The following is a 14,544-nucleotide window of genomic DNA, read 5'->3' on the forward strand; positions in this document are numbered from 1 at the left end:
ACCTTGAAAACCAACGTGTTAACTTTTCCCAAATGTGAAAAACATACGCTTTTTCAAGATCTTCTCTGAATACCAACAGACAGAGTGTGTCAATTTTCTCTTTGAATCTTAACCAAAAGGCGTATGCTGCATAATAGGTCTGCAAAAAAGACCACTGAAGCATAACGGTGTATTCAAACACTGATTTTGTACAACAGGTAAGGCTTTCCATCTCGCCCTTCCGGCACTTTGGACGCTGTTCGGTTTTTCTCCCCGCTTTCGGGTTATGCGGGGTGTCGTCCCGGTTTTTGTTTTTGTGCCGTTCCTTCTCGGGATCGTGTGTTTTTTCAGGGATTTTATGCGTTTGAACCGTGGCCAAATGGCCCGCGCAAGGAAACGGAAAGCAACTGCCTACCTATCGGAAGGGAGTTATATTCTATGTCCTCATCCTCTGGCGGTTTTCTGTCTTTCCTGATGAAAGACAACATCGTCGCCAAGCCAGGCTTCAACCGCTGGCTTGTGCCCCCGGCATCCATTGCCATTCACCTCTGCATCGGTTCGGTTTACGCCTGGTCGGTTTTCAACCCGGCCCTGACCCGTCAGCTGGGCGTTGTCGCCCCTGCTGCCGATGACTGGACCCTGTCTTCTGTCGTCTGGATTTTCTCCGTCGCCATTGTCTCGCTCGGGCTGACAGCTGCCTTTGCCGGCAAGTGGCTTGAAAAGGTTGGCCCCCGCATGGTTGGCGTGGTGGCTGCCCTCTGCTGGGGTGGCGGCTTCCTGATCGGCTCTGTCGGCATTGCCACACATCAGCTCTGGCTGCTTTATGTCGGCTATGGCGCACTCGGTGGTGCCGGTCTCGGACTGGGCTACGTCTCTCCTGTCTCAACACTGATCCGCTGGTTCCCGGATCGTCGTGGCATGGCAACCGGCATGGCGATCATGGGCTTCGGGGGAGGTGCCATGATCGGCACACCTCTCAAGGGATTCCTTCTGGATACCTTTGCAAAGGCACCGGAATACCTCGGCTCGATCGAGGCGGTTCAGCTCGTCACGGAAGGTGGGCGCCAGTTTGCCCAGACCGCCAATGGCCTCATCGAGGTCGTGGTCGCCTCTGCATCACAGGCCGCTGCACTGCCCGGTGGTGGCGAGGCCGGTGTCTATGTTGTCGGCTCCGGCAACACAGGTGCAGCCTCAACCTTTGTCACGCTGGGGATTGTCTACTTCATCGTGATGGTCATCGCCGCCTTCAGCTATCGCATCCCGCCAAAGGACTGGAAACCGGAAGGCTGGACGCCAAAGGAAAAAGCCCTGGAAAACGGCATGATCAGCCGCAACGATGTCCACATTGACCAGGCTCTGAAAACGCCACAGTTCTGGCAGCTCTGGATCGTCCTGTGCTTCAACGTCACGGCAGGGATCGGAGTGATCGGTGTGGCCAAGACCATGATGACAGAGATTTTCGGCACCACCATGTCGGATGTTGTCACAGCAGCCTTTGCCTCAACCTATGTTCTCATGATTTCTGTCTTCAACATGGTCGGGCGCTTCTTCTGGGCCTCCACATCCGATTACATCGGGCGCAAGAACACCTATCACTGTTTCTTTGTGCTGGGGACCCTGCTCTATCTGTCGATCCCCTTCTTCGCCAGTGCCGTTTCATCCGGCCCGTCGATGATCTATCTGATCGGCTTCTATGGTGCGACCATGATTATCTTCACCATGTATGGCGGGGGCTTTGCGACCATTCCGGCCTATCTGGCGGACATGTTCGGAACCATGCATGTCGGCGGCATCCACGGACGCCTGCTGACAGCCTGGGCCACCGCTGGTGTTCTGGGGCCCTTCGCGATCACCTATCTGCGACAGCTGTCTGTGACCAACGCCATCGACGATCTGTCTGCAAAGGTTGATCCGGCCGTCTTTGCCCAGACCTTTGGCGCGCCGATTGCACAGCTTGACCAGCTGGTGGCTGCCAAAACGGTGACCATTGCCAAGCTGATGGAAATCGTACCGGCCGGAACAGCCGATCCAACCTCCGGTCTCTACAACACAACCATGTACGCCATGGCGGCACTTCTGGTTATTGCGTTCTTTGCCAATCTGCTGGTGCGGCCCGTCAAGGAACACCATCACCACAAGGAGCCAGACAGCGCACCGGCTCCCGCGGAATAGGACTCCCGGTTCCTTGTCCGATGCAGGACACCCGGGTTCCTGCATCACTTGCCTGGGTGCACAGATTTTCTGTGCACCCTTTTTCTCTCACGATTGCGACAGCTGACCGATTGCGCTTTGACACTGTCTGCGACAAGACGATAGATTGTCTCCCAACCGCTGAGACCCGGTCCTCAGCCACAGAGACTGAGTAAAATCTTGAACCCATGGTGATGTTTTGGTGGTCCTGAAACACTTCTTGATTGGCCTGCTCCTCCTGTCCGGCCTCTTTGGCACCATAGCGAAGGCAGAAGATTTCAAACTGGGCATCCTGCGCGATGCCGTGGATTACTTTGCTGTCGAATATGCTGTCATCAAACTTGCCATAAAGCATGCCCCCGGTGATCACAGGCTGCATCTGATCCCCATGGGAGATGCGGTTCAGCCGCGCATCTTCAACGAGCTGGAACGCGGCACCATCGACATGTTCTTTGCAGGCCACACCAGAGAGCGCGAAACGCGTTTTCTCCAGATTGACTTCCCCCTGACCAGAGGCCTGCTGGGCTATCGCGGCCTGATCATTCGCGATGATGACCAGGACAGCTTCAACCCTGTCAAATCCCTGGGCGATCTGCGCGAAAAGGTCCGCATAGGGTCCGGTGTCGGCTGGCCGGAAAGCGATCTGTTCAGAAAACTCGGGATGAAACTGACCACATCCGATTATGACAGCCTCTGGCCCATGCTGACCGGCGATCGCTACGATGCCCTGCACCGCGGCCTGCTGGAGATCCTCCCTGAACTGGATCAGCGCCGCCACATGAAGGTCAGGCTGGAAGAGAACCTGATGCTCCATCTCATGTTCGACTTCTTCCTCTATGTTCGCAAAAACGACCGGACGCGCCATGACATCCTGTTGCAAGGCCTGAAAAACGCCATAAACAATGGAAGCTATGACAATCTGCTGCTCAAACATCCCCAGCTGCTGCGCGCACTGGAGACACTCAACCCGCTGGAACGGACCATCATCCCGATCCCCAACCCCGACATTGCTCCGCTGGTTTCCAGAATCCCGAAAGACTACTGGTATGACATTCGCGAACTGCAAAGCCGTCTGATTACAAACAGCTCCGGTACACAGGCCAACAAGAAGCAGGAGTGAACATGAGTGGCAAGATCATCAATCTGCGCAAGGCCAAAAAGGCCCGGGATCGCGACGAGAAAGCCAAAAGGGCCGAACAAAACCGTCAGCTCCACGGCCGCACGAAAGCCCAAAAGCAAATCGATCTCTTTTCCAAACGCAAGGCAGAGACCGAACTGGAAGCCCACAGACTGGACAGGGCACAGGCAGACAAAGACCGAACAAACGAAGTCAGGACAGACAGTCCCGAACTGGACAGGGGCGACCAGAACAGCGACACTTGAGAGAGGTGAAAACGCCTGCCGGACAACCCAGGAGGTCGGACGCATGAGCCTGTTACATCTGTCACTCCCTGCCGCAGAGCCGGAAAGGATCGCAATCTTTCTGGCTGAACTGATGGGCGGACGCGCCCTGCCCTTTCCTCCTTTTCCCGACAGCTGGATTGCCTTCGGGGTCAGGGACGACGGAACAGCTGTCGAGGTTTATCCCCTCACTCACCGCCTGACAGCAGGCGAAAAACAGGTCATCTGCACCGTCGGGGAAGAAGACAAAGCCCCCTCGCCTGTGCATCTGGCACTGGCATCATCCCTGTCGCACGAAGCCATCCTTGCAAAGGCAGAAGAACAAAACTGGCTGGCACGCCTGTGCAATCGCGGCCCCTTTGAGTGTGTGGAAATCTGGCTGGAGAACCGCCTGCTGATTGAAGTTCTCGATCCGGAGATGCAGGAATCCTACCGAACAGGCATGACCATGAAAAACTGGGAAAGAATGTTCGGACTCAGCGGGTAACGGAAAGAGGCATCCTGAACTGCTGCATCAGATCCTCCCCGGGGTCTTCTCCTTCTGCCTTCTCGGTCAGGTGATCCTTCAGCCAGAAGGCAGCCCCCTGCATGACCTCGTTCATCCGGTTTTGCCCCTTCAGATCATACAGTCGATGGTCCAGCTCCGGCAGAAGCTCATAGGTCAGAATTTCAGGACGCTCCTTTTGCAGGTCACGGACAAGACGATCCACACTCCGTGGCGAGACAGCTTCATCCTGACCGCCCTGTATCAGCAGAACCGGCGCCCGCGCATCCAGCAACACAAGCCAGAGATCCTGCAACACCATCTCCCGCCACCAGTTATAGCCATGGCCACTCACCTCGAACTCCAGGGGCTCCCGGCTCGTTCTCACCATCTGCCAGAACCCCAGAAACTCACTCCTGACGGCTTTCAGTTGCTCCGGATCGGGAATGGAAGCCGCCATGCTGTGCTCGATATCGTCACGAAAGTTGCGGCCACCGCTGTTGAACATCACAATGGCATCAAGCCCCCAGATTTTCTCGTTGAGCAGAGCCGCGACCACAGCACCTTCGCTTCCTCCGACAGCAACGATACTGCTGTAATGGATTTCACTGTCCGGAAATCCGGCAAGAACCCGGCTGACATCACGCGCCCGCCTTCCCGGCGTGTCCAGATGGACGGCCTCCTGCGGACAGTCTGCACGCTCCGGATCATCGGACCAGACCAGTGTTTCATCAATTCCGCGCTTTTCCACCAGCAAAAGATCAGACCGCGGACGCAAGGCCCACAGATCACGCTGAAGCGCCGGATTGTTCAGCGCGGAGTTGCAGTCCGATCCCTGCAGGGCAACCAGCAGGGATCGCTTTTCCGTTGCATCGTGGGCAGGCGAGGAACTGCTGATCAGATGATAAACGATATCTGATCCGTCAGAGCGCTTCAAACTGTAGGTCTTTACCCGTTCCAGTGACGTTACAGCCGGCAGGACAGAAAGCACCAGCACCACAGAGAGGCTGGCCAGCAGAAAGCGAAGAAACATGGGAAAGGCTCGTGCGTCAGGTTCCGGGGGAAGGGCAACTCACCCGCGCAAGGAAACAGCTCTTTGCCCTGTTGGCAACCGGAAAGATGCCCCTCTGCAGCAAAAGCTTCCAGGGGAGAGGTACGTCACATCATCAAAAAATAACGAAAAGAAAATTCGCATATCTTTGCACTCAAAACACCCTATATCTTTACTATGTTATTCACTTTTTAATAAGAATATGCTTTTAATATAGTGAAAATAATAAAAAAAGGCAGGCACTACTTATAATCGAAAGTTAACGTGTAAATGCCACTTGAATCAAAAATCAGATCTGTACTGCTGCTTGCTTCAGGTTTGCCGATCTTTCTGGCCCTCTGTTTCGCCAGCTATCTGGTTTATGAAAACGTTCAGGCGATCCGTACCGTCAACTCCCTCTCGAAACTGGCTCATCTGTCCCTGCACCTCAATGCGCTTGTTCATGAACAGCAGATCGAACGCGGTCTTTCCACAGGCTTTCTCAGCAACGAAGGCCAGCTGTTCGAAGAGGAGATGGAAGAGCAGCGTGCCCTGACCGACAGGGAAGTACGCATTCTGCGCTTTGTGCTGAAAAACACCCCCTTTCAGGCCATGCCGCAAAGACTGCAGGATCAGCAGGACATGCTGCTGCAATCGCTTTCCCTCACCCCGACACTCCGCACCCGCATCGATGAGCGCACCACCGGTTCGAACGAGGTCATCAATTTCTTTACCGGCCTGAACACGCAGAGCATCAACATCAATGCCGGCATGGCCCTCCTGTCACACGATGCTGAAATCGCCAACATGATCCACAGCTATGTGCTCTTCACCAAGCTCAAGGAATACAGTTCCATAGAACGTGCCGTGGGCACGGCAGGTTTCAGCGCAGGACACTTCAGCTTTCAGAATCTGAACCGTTTCAAGGAACTGGTCACCATCCAGAACACTCTGGCCGACACCTTCCGTTCCTTTGCCTCCGAAGGGCAGCGGGCCTTCTATTTCAAGGCCCGGCAGGACCCGGCCTTTGGCGAGATCGACACCATTCGCCAAAGCCTGATCAAAAACACCTTCATTGCCAGAAACACAGAGGTCGACCCCCGGATCTGGTTCAGCACCATGACCCAGAAAATCGACATGCTTCAGGATGTCGAGGATCGTCTGGCCAGCGATATCCTCATCAAGATAGAGGAGCTCCACAATCAGGCCCTGTTTTTCACCATCGCCATTTCATCCGCCATCGGTGCCACCATCCTGCTGATCACCGCTGTGCTGCACTCCCTTTTCAAAAAGACAGCAAAAGCCCTGCAGGAAGAACGGGAAAGGGAGAGAGAAAAAGAGCACGAACCACGGACAGCAACCAATCACAGGCAGGCTCCGCCCATACGCCCGGCGCATTGGAACAAACCGGCCTTCCCCTCCGATCCGTCGCCCGTCGCAAAACCGGCCCGACAAAAACTGCCGCAGAGATCCGACTGAGCGCCGGAACAACAGGAACAGAAACCGGAATTGTTGCAGGATCGGGCACAGGACGCGCTCTTTATCGAAAGAATGAAAAGCAGGACCGACCAAGAAGGACAGAAATAACAAAAGGGACAGGTTCCCTTTAAAATCCCTTTTTCCGGATCACTCTCCGAGCACCGCGCTCGCATCCACATTCGGGCCGGTCGGGTCGAGGAAGAACGGAGGCTTGATGTTGTTGCTGCCGAGGGCGCGGTGAACGGAGGGCAAGGCCTCCAGCGCTGAAAGCAGGCGGCGGTGATAGGGCAGACGGTTCGGTGCAAAGCGCGGATGGGTCTGCGGCAGGCTCGGGAACTTCGCCGGATAGAGCATCAGCCAGCGGCTGCAGGCACCCAGATAGAGATCGGCAACGGTCATCTTTGGCCCGAAGAGAAACGGCCCGTCGATGGATTTCGACAGCTGTTTTTCGACCATCGTAATGTGCTTGCAAAGCCGCTCTTTGGTCCCCTCCAGCAGGTTCAGCTGAGCTGCTGTCAGATCCTCCGCCCCGCCTTCACAGGCTGCAACGTGACGATGACTGTAAAACAGCGTGCGCAGATCACTGTGATAGCTGTTGGAAATCCAGAAAAGCCACTGCAGGAAGGTCGCACGCTCCGGCGAACCGGCCTTTTGCGGCGCAAGCTTTCCGGCCCTGTCACTGAGATGCAGGGCAATGGCAGCCGTCTCGTAGATCGGGGTGTCCTCATCCAGCAGCACGGGGATCAGACCTTGCGGATTGAGCGAGAGATAGGGTTCCTTGCGGTGCTCCTGGACGGCCCTGTTCACCCAGAGCACCTCATGCTCCAGCCCCAGTTCCTCCAGTATCATCTGGATGACAATGTTCGCGGAATCTGGTGCGGCATAGAGTCTGTACGTCATAAAAAGGTCTCCGGAAAAATCCGCGCCAGCTTATCCCTGCCCCGCCGGTTCTCCAAGAGGGAAAAATCACCCTGCAAAAGAAAGAGGCCATCACCGGATAGCCTCCTTTTCCACACCCCGTCCCGGAGCCATCAGGCGACATGGTCTCCCAGATGATCCAGCACGCCACCCCAGCCATCAGCGTGACTGTTGCGGGCCTCTTCACTGCCCAGTCCGCTCTGGCAGAAATTGAGCCGGGTTCTGCCCTGCTCTTCCTCCACAAAGGTCACGACAATGCGGGTCATGCGCTCAACCAGATCGCCCTCGCCTACCCAGCCGTGGGTAAAGACCAGCCTGTATTGCGGTTTGATCTCCTCGTAGGTTCCACGCATTGTGAAGTGTTTGCCTGATGTGCAACCCATCAAGGTACAGCGATAAGCTCCGCCCTCAACAATATCAAAAACGCTTTCCCCGAGTTGGCAATCGTGGGGAAAGAACCACTGCACAAGGGCATCCGCGTTCGTCCAGGCAGCCCAGACGCGGTCCAGCGACGCATCGAACACCCGCTCCATAACCAGTTCAAAATCACTTTCTGCTGCTGCTGCTGTTGCTGTTGCTGTCGTCATCATCAATCTCCCCGTCTCCGTCTTCCCCGTCTTTCAGGAAGGCATCAAGACGATCAAAACGTTGTTCCCAAAGCTTGCGCTGTTCGCCAACCCAGCTTTCCACCGGGTCCAGTGCCCCGGTCTGCAGTTCACAGGTGCGCACCCGTCCCTTTTTGCGGGAACGGACCAGACCGCTGCCCTCCAGCACCTTGAGATGCTGCATGAAGGTCGGCAGCTTCATATCGAAAGGCTCTGCCAACTCACCCACAGAGGCCGCCCCGCGACACAGACGTTGCACCACCGCCCTGCGCGTCGGATCCGCCAGGGCATGAAAAATCAGATCAAGGGAAACAGAATAGTTAGCCATACGACTAAGTTACAAGAGGCAGAAAAGAATGACAACAAAAAAGTTAGCAAAATAGCTAAGTTTTCTGAAGAACCCTTTTTACAGAGGAGGTTGTCTCATACGGACAGGGCTGGCCTTGACAATGGCTGTGTTGGTCGAGGCCTTGTCAGTGAAACCCTCCAGCAGGGGATCAAGCTCCGCAATGGACCGCAAGAGCAAACGGGCAACAAAGGCGTCCTCTCCGGTGATCTTGTCACACTGGACAATCCGATCGGCTTCCCTGATCTGTTGTTCCAGCTTCTGCAGCTTGCCCGGAAAGGCCTTGAAACGCACGATGGCTTCAAGAGTGTAGCCCAGCGCCACCGGGTCCAGTTCAGTCACGAAGCCACGCAGCACACCGATATCCTGCAAACGTCCGACGCGATCCCGAATGGTCGGGGCCGACACCCCCAGCTGTTCAGCCAGTTCCCGCCAGCTTTTTCGGGCATCTTCTCCAAGGGCTTTCAACAGGGCGCGATCAAGATCATCAATCTCGTTTTTCATTTCAAAAGACTTTCAGCAGAAAATATTTCTTCCTGAAAGAATAAGAAGAAAATCCCTTCCACACAATAAGGACAGATCATGAAAACCCTTCTAACCTGAAGCAACATCTTCCCTTCCAGCAAACCGAGACAGGAGCACGCTCTATGACATGGGTCGTCTGGTCATCCTTTGTGATTATCTGCACTGCCAACATTATCACCCCCGGCCCTGCGATCCTGAACACAGTCAGGCGTGCCATTCAGCTGGGTTTTCAGCGTGTCCTGCCAACTATTTTCGGCAATGCACTGGGGCTTTTTACAGCCGGGCTGCTCTGTGCTGGCGGCGTCGCGAGCTTTGTCATGACTTCGGAGTTCCTGTGGAACCTCTTTCGATGGCTTGGCATTGCCTATCTGGGATGGCTGGGCCTGAAGCTGATTTTCAGGACGGAAAGAATTGAGACAAACGCAGAGCCTGCTGTTGACATCCCGGGTCGCGTACTCTTTGCAGAGGCCTTCCTGCTGGCGGTTACCAACCCCAAGGCGATCCTGTTCTATGTTGCCCTCTTCCCGCAGGTGCTTAATCCGCAGGATGCGGTCCTGCCCCAGGCTCTTGTTCTCGTGCTCACCTACTGCGGAATTTCAATCCTGTCACTGAGCAGCTACTCGGCACTGGCCACAGCCCTGCGCTCCCGTTTCATCACACAGGAACGCTATCGCCTTTTCAGGATTGTTTCCGGTGTGACTCTGCTGGGCCTGACACTCAGGCTCGTGCGTGACATGAAATAGCGTTCTATTCCTTTGCCGGCCCGTCATAGGACAGGGCAACCAGCTCAAGTTCCAGCGTCCCGGTGGGGCGGGGCCACCTGACAAGGTCCCCGACTTCAGCATCCATTGCAGCCATTGCCAGCGGAGAGCGATAGCTGATCAGGCCCTGTTGCGGATCAGCTTCGTCCTCTCCCACAATGCGATAGCGATACTCTGTGTCGTCCTCGTCAACCAGCAGAAGCCAGGCACCAAAGGCAACGCTGTTGCCGGGCACGATTTTCGGGTCCTGCAGCTCCGCAGATTGCAGACGGGCCTCGTAATAGCGCAGGTCGCGGGCAAGCTGTGCCTGAACTGTCCGGTTTTCCAGAGAAGCCTCTGCCCCCTCTCCATCCTGCAGCCGCAGCTCCGCAAGCTCCTTGCGGGTTCGGGCCAGAAGGTCACGCAGCTGGGCCAGACCTTCCGGTGTGACCAGATTGCGATGAGGGGAAACAGGGCGATCCGGAAGTTCCTCCGGTGAGAGGTCTCCGTCCTGTTCCTTGACAAAAGCACGGCTCATGGGTCCTCACTTGACAACAAAACAGCAGCAGAAGGGACAAAAAGACAGAAGGCCCGTGCACAACCGCACGAGCCCCCTTGTCTGAACAGTCGGATCGGCCTAGACAGCCGGCTTGCCAACCATCTCGTCATAGGCCACCAGCAGGTCACGGGTGATGTCACCCGGTGTGAAGGTGTAATCACCAATGGATGCAACCGGTGTCACCTCGACAGCCGTACCAGTCAGGAAGACCTCCTGGGTCTTCGCCAGTTCTTCCGGCATGATGGCGCGCTCGACGACCTCGTAGCCCTTGGACCGCGCAATATCAATCACGGTCTGACGTGTGATGCCGTCCAGGAAGCAATCCGGTGTCGGTGTGTGGATCACACCATCCTGAATGAGGAAAACGTTGGAGCCTGTGGACTCTGCGATCTGCCCGCGATAGTCGAGCATCAGCGCATCGTCATAGCCCTTGGCTTCAGCAGCGTGCTTGGACAGGGTCGCGATCATGTAAAGACCCGCCGCCTTGGAAGAGGTCGGTGCGGTCTTCGGATCAGGACGGTTCCAGACAGCCCAGTCCAGACGCAGCCCCTTCATACGTGCTTCCGGTGTGAAGTAGGACGGCCACTGCCAGGCAGCGATGGCAACGTGAATCTTCGTCTTCTGTGCGGAAACGGCCATCATCTCTGAACCACGCCATGCGATCGGGCGCAGATAGGCATCGGTCCAGCCGTTGCGCTCTAGCACTTCCATGGATGCCTTGTTGATTTCCTCTACGGAATAAGGGATTTCAAAACCCAGCAGTTCCCCGGATTTGTGCAGGCGCTCATGGTGTTCCTGCATCTTGAAGATGTTGCCGCTGTAGGCCCGCTCACCCTCGAAAACAGCGCTGGCATAGTGCAGCCCGTGCGAGAGGACGTGGAGCTTTGTTTCACGCCAGGGGAGCATTTCCCCGTTGTACCAGATAAATCCATCGCGATCATCAAATGGAAGCATTGTCATAGCTTTTCAGCCCTGAATGGTTTAGGTTTGATTCTAATATGATGCAAAGAAAACGGGCTTTTACCAGTTTGCTTTGCACAAAAACAACGAAATGTTTAATTTAGGCGAGATAAGAAACGAATGTTTCGTTTCCCTTGAGATTCTTGTAACAGTCTTTCTGCAAATAAGTCAACATGGCTGACGTATTTTTTTCCAAAGCACCCGATTCCTTGACAAAACAGTCTTCAAAACCAGCAGACTCGAATAGCGATTCCACAATGCCGACACCTGAAATGAGCGAGGCCGAAACACGCCGCGTGATCGAGATGCTGTTCTTTGCCTACCGTGAGTTCACCTCCGAGCCGGATGAAATTCTGGAAGAGTACGGCTTTGGCCGTGCCCACCACCGTGTGCTCTACTTTGTCGGGCGAACACCCGGCATCACGGTCAGCGATCTGCTCGCCACACTGAAGATCACCAAACAGAGCCTGTCGCGGGTGCTGCGCCAGCTTCTGGACGAGGGTTTTGTCGAACAGTATGCCGGAAAACGGGATCGCCGCCAGCGTCTGCTCTATCTCACCAGCAAGGGCGAAAGGCTGGAACAGGCGCTCTATGAAGCTCAGCGCCGCCAGATCTGGAGTGCCCGCTCGGAAAACGGCAAGGCGGATTTCGAGGCCTTCAAGAAGGTTCTTTTTCAGATGATCCACGAGGATGATCGCCATCAGCTCGAGGAAAAGAATGACTGACACTGCTGCTGCCCTGCCCGATAATGCCCCGCACCTGCTGGTCGTTGATGATGACGAGCGTCTGCGCAGCCTGCTCAAGCGGTTTCTGTGTGAACAGGGCTTTCGCATCAGCACGGCGGACTCGGCCCGGGCTGCACGCGACTGCATGGCTTCCCTGGACTTTGACCTTCTGATCCTGGACATCATGATGCCGGGCGAAACCGGACTGGAGCTCACGCGCTCCCTTCGCGATGAGGCAGGCAAGGACGTGCCGATCCTGCTGCTGACCGCCATGGGCGAAAGCACAGACCGCATCACGGGACTGGAAAGTGGTGCAGATGACTATCTGCCCAAGCCCTTTGAACCCCGCGAACTGGTTCTGCGCGTTCAATCCATCCTGAAACGCCTGCGCTCTGCTCCGCAGCAACAGAGCAGTGAAACACCCCTCACAACCGATGAGCAGGACAGTGATGAACTGCGTTTCGGCCCCTTCCGTTTCGATCGCAAACGCGGCCAACTCTGGAAGCTGGAAGACACTGAAGAGCGCTTCATCCACCTGACCGAAGCCGAGGCTGCCCTGCTGCGCACTCTTGCCGGGAACGCCAATGAAGCCGTCAGCCGCGATGCCCTGGCCGAAGCGTCCCTCGCAGCCAACCCGAACAGCGATCCCCAGGGTGAAGGCACCATCAATGCCCGCACGGTGGATGTCCAGATCACCCGCCTGCGCCGCAAGATCGAAAACGACCCGCGCTATCCCCAGTATCTGCAGACACTCCGCGGCGTTGGCTATACCCTGATCTGCTGATCAGGACAGCTCTCCCGGCAAGCCCTCAACGAGGAAATCGATCAGAACCCGCAGGCGTTCCGGCTGGTAGTTTTTGCGGTGATAAAGCAAATAGAGCGGCACCGGCAGCGTTTCCCAGTCAGAAAAGACCGGGCAGAGCCTGCCCTGCCTGATCTCCTCCCTGCAATAGAAACGCGGCAGGCGCACAATTCCGTTTCCGTTCAGGGCAGCCTGTATCAGGGCACGCCCGTTTCTGCACCGGAAATTCCCCTTCACAGACAACTCAAAGCGATCCTGCTCCTGACCTTTTCGCTGGAAGCTCCAGCGGGCCACACTGCCCGTCAGACAGTTGGCGGCTTTCAGATCAGAGGGATGGGTCAATGAACCGGCATGCTCCAGAAAGGCCGGACTGGCCAGCGTTTCGATCTCAAGGTCCGCAAGCTTTCGCGCCATGAAACGGCTGTCCTCCAGCGCCCCCATTCTCAGCACCAGATCAAAGCCATCCCCGACCAGATCAACCCGCTGACTGGTGAAATCCAGAGTCACGTCAATATCGGGATAGAGCGCACCAAAACGCGCCAGCAAGGGCGCAACAATCTCCTCCCCCAACGGACCACCGACACAGTTGATCGCCAAGGCTCCACGCAGACCACGGTTTTCATCAATGACATCCACAACGGCTTGATCAAGACCTCCCAGAGCCGCCTGACAGCGCTCAAAGAAATGCCGCCCGGCCTTGGTCAGTCTCTGGGATCGTGTGGTCCGGATCAGCAGTTGCACGCCCAACCGCTCTTCAAGTTGCGCCAGCTGGCGGGACAGATGGGCACGCGAGACCGAAAGCTCTTCCGCCGCCCTGGTGAAGGATCCGCTGCTGGCAATCTCGACAAAGGCGCGAATATCCGAAAGTGGCACATTGTTGCTCATAATACACAACTGATTTGATTATTGATCCATAGATCATCAATAACAAAAGCCTTATCTCTTGTCGTGAAGAAACATTCATTCACAGGAGATTTCCATGAAAGAACTGCCAACAAAACAGCTGGCTGTGATCACAGGTGCAAGTTCCGGTATCGGCGAGGCTATCGCCCGCAAACTCAGTGCAGAGGGACATCCCCTCCTGCTGCTTGCCCGGCGCGTTGAAAGACTTGAAGCTCTTGATCTGCCGAACTGTCTGTGCCGCAAGGTAGACGTTACAGACCGTCAGGATTTTGAAACTGCGCTCCGTGAAGCAGAGGATCAATTCGGACCTGCCGACCTGATGATCAACAATGCAGGTCTCATGCTTCTGGGGCAGGCCCACGATCAGGATGCTTCCGAATGGAAACAGATGTTCGATGTCAATGTTCTCGGATTGCTCAACGGCATGCAGACTGTGCTGGCACCGATGAAAGCACGCAAAAGCGGAACCATCATCAACATCAGCTCCATCGCCGGGCGCAAGACCTTCCCGAACCACGCCGTTTACTGTGGCACCAAGTTCGCCGTTCATGCGATGACAGAAAACATCCGCGAGGAAGTTGCAGATGACAATGTACGTGTGATCACCATCGCACCGGGCGCCGTTGAAACAGAGTTGTTGTCCCACACCACATCCCGGGAAATCAGGGAGGGTTACGAGGACTGGAAAACCACAATGGGTGGCGTTATTGCCCCGGATGACATCGCAGCAGCCGTTGCCTTTGCCTACCAGCAACCCCAGTCTGTCTGCGTTCGGGAAATTGTTGTCGCCCCGACAAGGCAGCAACCCTGATCAACAGCAGGGCGTTTTTTCCGAACCGTGCGGGAAAGCACAAAGACAAACGCCCTGCTCTTTCCGGACAACTCGGGTCAGAACAGA

The 14,544-nt window shown here is 55.8% G+C and carries 17 protein-coding genes; 9 read left to right on the forward strand and 8 right to left on the reverse strand.

The features are described 5' to 3' along the window. Positions 1-417: 417 nt before the first annotated feature. The 4 genes from AAAH10_RS06870 (at position 418) to AAAH10_RS06885 (ending at position 4,057) form a co-directional block, all read left to right on the forward strand. Complete coding sequence (locus tag AAAH10_RS06870) at positions 418-2,151, forward strand: OFA family MFS transporter (RefSeq protein ID WP_343561919.1); 1,734 nt, start codon at positions 418-420, stop codon at positions 2,149-2,151. A 238-nt stretch (positions 2,152-2,389) separates the two neighbouring features. Next, positions 2,390-3,289 (forward strand): transporter substrate-binding domain-containing protein, encoded by a 900-nt coding sequence (locus AAAH10_RS06875; protein ID WP_343561921.1) that lies wholly within the window; start codon positions 2,390-2,392, stop codon positions 3,287-3,289. Between the two features lie 2 nt (positions 3,290-3,291). After that, on the forward strand, positions 3,292-3,552 hold the full coding sequence (locus AAAH10_RS06880; RefSeq protein WP_343561923.1) for a DUF4169 family protein: 261 nt from the start codon (positions 3,292-3,294) through the stop codon (positions 3,550-3,552). A gap of 43 nt (positions 3,553-3,595) precedes the next feature. Continuing rightward, on the forward strand, positions 3,596-4,057 hold the full coding sequence (locus AAAH10_RS06885) for a hypothetical protein (RefSeq protein ID WP_343561925.1): 462 nt from the start codon (positions 3,596-3,598) through the stop codon (positions 4,055-4,057). Here the strand turns inward: AAAH10_RS06885 and AAAH10_RS06890 are convergent. Beyond that, positions 4,047-5,087, reverse strand: a complete 1,041-nt coding sequence (locus AAAH10_RS06890) for a hypothetical protein (RefSeq protein WP_343561926.1) — start codon at positions 5,085-5,087, stop codon at positions 4,047-4,049. The genes AAAH10_RS06885 and AAAH10_RS06890 overlap by 11 nt on opposite strands. 288 nt (positions 5,088-5,375) lie before the next feature. Between AAAH10_RS06890 and AAAH10_RS06895 the strand changes: the two genes are divergently transcribed. Next, positions 5,376-6,563: a nitrate- and nitrite sensing domain-containing protein gene (locus AAAH10_RS06895; protein ID WP_343561927.1), complete on the forward strand. Its 1,188-nt coding sequence runs from the start codon at positions 5,376-5,378 to the stop codon at positions 6,561-6,563. Positions 6,564-6,710: 147 nt separating this feature from the next. Here AAAH10_RS06895 and AAAH10_RS06900 read toward each other — a convergent pair whose 3' ends face one another. From AAAH10_RS06900 to AAAH10_RS06915, 4 genes are all read right to left on the reverse strand, one after another. Beyond that, complete coding sequence (locus AAAH10_RS06900) at positions 6,711-7,463, reverse strand: glutathione S-transferase family protein (protein ID WP_343561928.1); 753 nt, start codon at positions 7,461-7,463, stop codon at positions 6,711-6,713. Positions 7,464-7,594: 131 nt separating this feature from the next. Further along, a complete protein-coding gene (locus AAAH10_RS06905) occupies positions 7,595-8,068 on the reverse strand; it encodes an SRPBCC family protein (RefSeq protein WP_343561929.1) in 474 nt (157 codons plus the stop codon). After that, positions 8,028-8,414 carry an ArsR/SmtB family transcription factor gene (locus tag AAAH10_RS06910; RefSeq protein ID WP_343561930.1) on the reverse strand — a complete coding sequence of 129 codons (387 nt, stop codon included), beginning with the start codon at positions 8,412-8,414 and terminating at the stop codon, positions 8,028-8,030. Before AAAH10_RS06910 ends, AAAH10_RS06905 begins: the two co-directional genes overlap by 41 nt. Before the next feature lie 78 nt (positions 8,415-8,492). Continuing rightward, the gene (locus AAAH10_RS06915) at positions 8,493-8,936 is read right to left on the reverse strand and encodes an Lrp/AsnC family transcriptional regulator (protein WP_343561931.1); all 444 of its coding nucleotides are present in this window, start codon (positions 8,934-8,936) and stop codon (positions 8,493-8,495) included. A 143-nt stretch (positions 8,937-9,079) separates the two neighbouring features. Between AAAH10_RS06915 and AAAH10_RS06920 the strand changes: the two genes are divergently transcribed. Continuing rightward, positions 9,080-9,700 carry a LysE family translocator gene (locus AAAH10_RS06920; RefSeq protein WP_343561933.1) on the forward strand — a complete coding sequence of 207 codons (621 nt, stop codon included), beginning with the start codon at positions 9,080-9,082 and terminating at the stop codon, positions 9,698-9,700. 4 nt (positions 9,701-9,704) lie between these two features. Here AAAH10_RS06920 and AAAH10_RS06925 read toward each other — a convergent pair whose 3' ends face one another. After that, complete coding sequence (locus tag AAAH10_RS06925; RefSeq protein WP_343561935.1) at positions 9,705-10,235, reverse strand: GreA/GreB family elongation factor; 531 nt, start codon at positions 10,233-10,235, stop codon at positions 9,705-9,707. A 99-nt stretch (positions 10,236-10,334) separates the two neighbouring features. Beyond that, positions 10,335-11,216 (reverse strand): branched-chain amino acid aminotransferase, encoded by an 882-nt coding sequence (locus AAAH10_RS06930; RefSeq protein WP_343561936.1) that lies wholly within the window; start codon positions 11,214-11,216, stop codon positions 10,335-10,337. Between the two features lie 257 nt (positions 11,217-11,473). Between AAAH10_RS06930 and AAAH10_RS06935 the strand changes: the two genes are divergently transcribed. Further along, on the forward strand, positions 11,474-11,941 hold the full coding sequence (locus tag AAAH10_RS06935; protein WP_343561937.1) for a MarR family winged helix-turn-helix transcriptional regulator: 468 nt from the start codon (positions 11,474-11,476) through the stop codon (positions 11,939-11,941). Then, positions 11,934-12,725 carry a response regulator gene (locus tag AAAH10_RS06940; protein WP_343561939.1) on the forward strand — a complete coding sequence of 264 codons (792 nt, stop codon included), beginning with the start codon at positions 11,934-11,936 and terminating at the stop codon, positions 12,723-12,725. Before AAAH10_RS06935 ends, AAAH10_RS06940 begins: the two co-directional genes overlap by 8 nt. Here AAAH10_RS06940 and AAAH10_RS06945 read toward each other — a convergent pair whose 3' ends face one another. Then, a complete protein-coding gene (locus AAAH10_RS06945; protein ID WP_343561941.1) occupies positions 12,726-13,628 on the reverse strand; it encodes a LysR family transcriptional regulator in 903 nt (300 codons plus the stop codon). It abuts the gene before it with no gap. Positions 13,629-13,722: 94 nt separating this feature from the next. On the opposite strand from AAAH10_RS06945, the gene AAAH10_RS06950 reads away from it, so the two are divergent. Then, a complete protein-coding gene (locus AAAH10_RS06950; RefSeq protein WP_343561943.1) occupies positions 13,723-14,457 on the forward strand; it encodes an SDR family oxidoreductase in 735 nt (244 codons plus the stop codon). The last annotated feature ends 87 nt before the right edge of the window (positions 14,458-14,544 follow it).

Source organism: Carbonatibacter coralli, assembly GCF_039592655.1.
GTDB lineage: Bacteria > Pseudomonadota > Alphaproteobacteria > Kiloniellales > Kiloniellaceae > Carbonatibacter > Carbonatibacter coralli.

Coding starts and splice junctions, on each gene's coding strand:
- AAAH10_RS06870 (WP_343561919.1), top strand. CDS start 418: ATGTCCTCATCCTCTGGCGGTTTTCTGTCTTTCCTGATGAAAGACAAC.
- AAAH10_RS06880 (WP_343561923.1), top strand. CDS start 3,292: ATGAGTGGCAAGATCATCAATCTGCGCAAGGCCAAAAAGGCCCGGGAT.
- AAAH10_RS06885 (WP_343561925.1), top strand. CDS start 3,596: ATGAGCCTGTTACATCTGTCACTCCCTGCCGCAGAGCCGGAAAGGATC.
- AAAH10_RS06890 (WP_343561926.1), bottom strand. CDS start 5,087: ATGTTTCTTCGCTTTCTGCTGGCCAGCCTCTCTGTGGTGCTGGTGCTT.
- AAAH10_RS06895 (WP_343561927.1), top strand. CDS start 5,376: ATGCCACTTGAATCAAAAATCAGATCTGTACTGCTGCTTGCTTCAGGT.
- AAAH10_RS06900 (WP_343561928.1), bottom strand. CDS start 7,463: ATGACGTACAGACTCTATGCCGCACCAGATTCCGCGAACATTGTCATC.
- AAAH10_RS06905 (WP_343561929.1), bottom strand. CDS start 8,068: ATGACGACAGCAACAGCAACAGCAGCAGCAGCAGAAAGTGATTTTGAA.
- AAAH10_RS06910 (WP_343561930.1), bottom strand. CDS start 8,414: ATGGCTAACTATTCTGTTTCCCTTGATCTGATTTTTCATGCCCTGGCG.
- AAAH10_RS06915 (WP_343561931.1), bottom strand. CDS start 8,936: ATGAAAAACGAGATTGATGATCTTGATCGCGCCCTGTTGAAAGCCCTT.
- AAAH10_RS06920 (WP_343561933.1), top strand. CDS start 9,080: ATGACATGGGTCGTCTGGTCATCCTTTGTGATTATCTGCACTGCCAAC.
- AAAH10_RS06925 (WP_343561935.1), bottom strand. CDS start 10,235: ATGAGCCGTGCTTTTGTCAAGGAACAGGACGGAGACCTCTCACCGGAG.
- AAAH10_RS06930 (WP_343561936.1), bottom strand. CDS start 11,216: ATGACAATGCTTCCATTTGATGATCGCGATGGATTTATCTGGTACAAC.
- AAAH10_RS06935 (WP_343561937.1), top strand. CDS start 11,474: ATGCCGACACCTGAAATGAGCGAGGCCGAAACACGCCGCGTGATCGAG.
- AAAH10_RS06940 (WP_343561939.1), top strand. CDS start 11,934: ATGACTGACACTGCTGCTGCCCTGCCCGATAATGCCCCGCACCTGCTG.
- AAAH10_RS06945 (WP_343561941.1), bottom strand. CDS start 13,628: ATGAGCAACAATGTGCCACTTTCGGATATTCGCGCCTTTGTCGAGATT.
- AAAH10_RS06950 (WP_343561943.1), top strand. CDS start 13,723: ATGAAAGAACTGCCAACAAAACAGCTGGCTGTGATCACAGGTGCAAGT.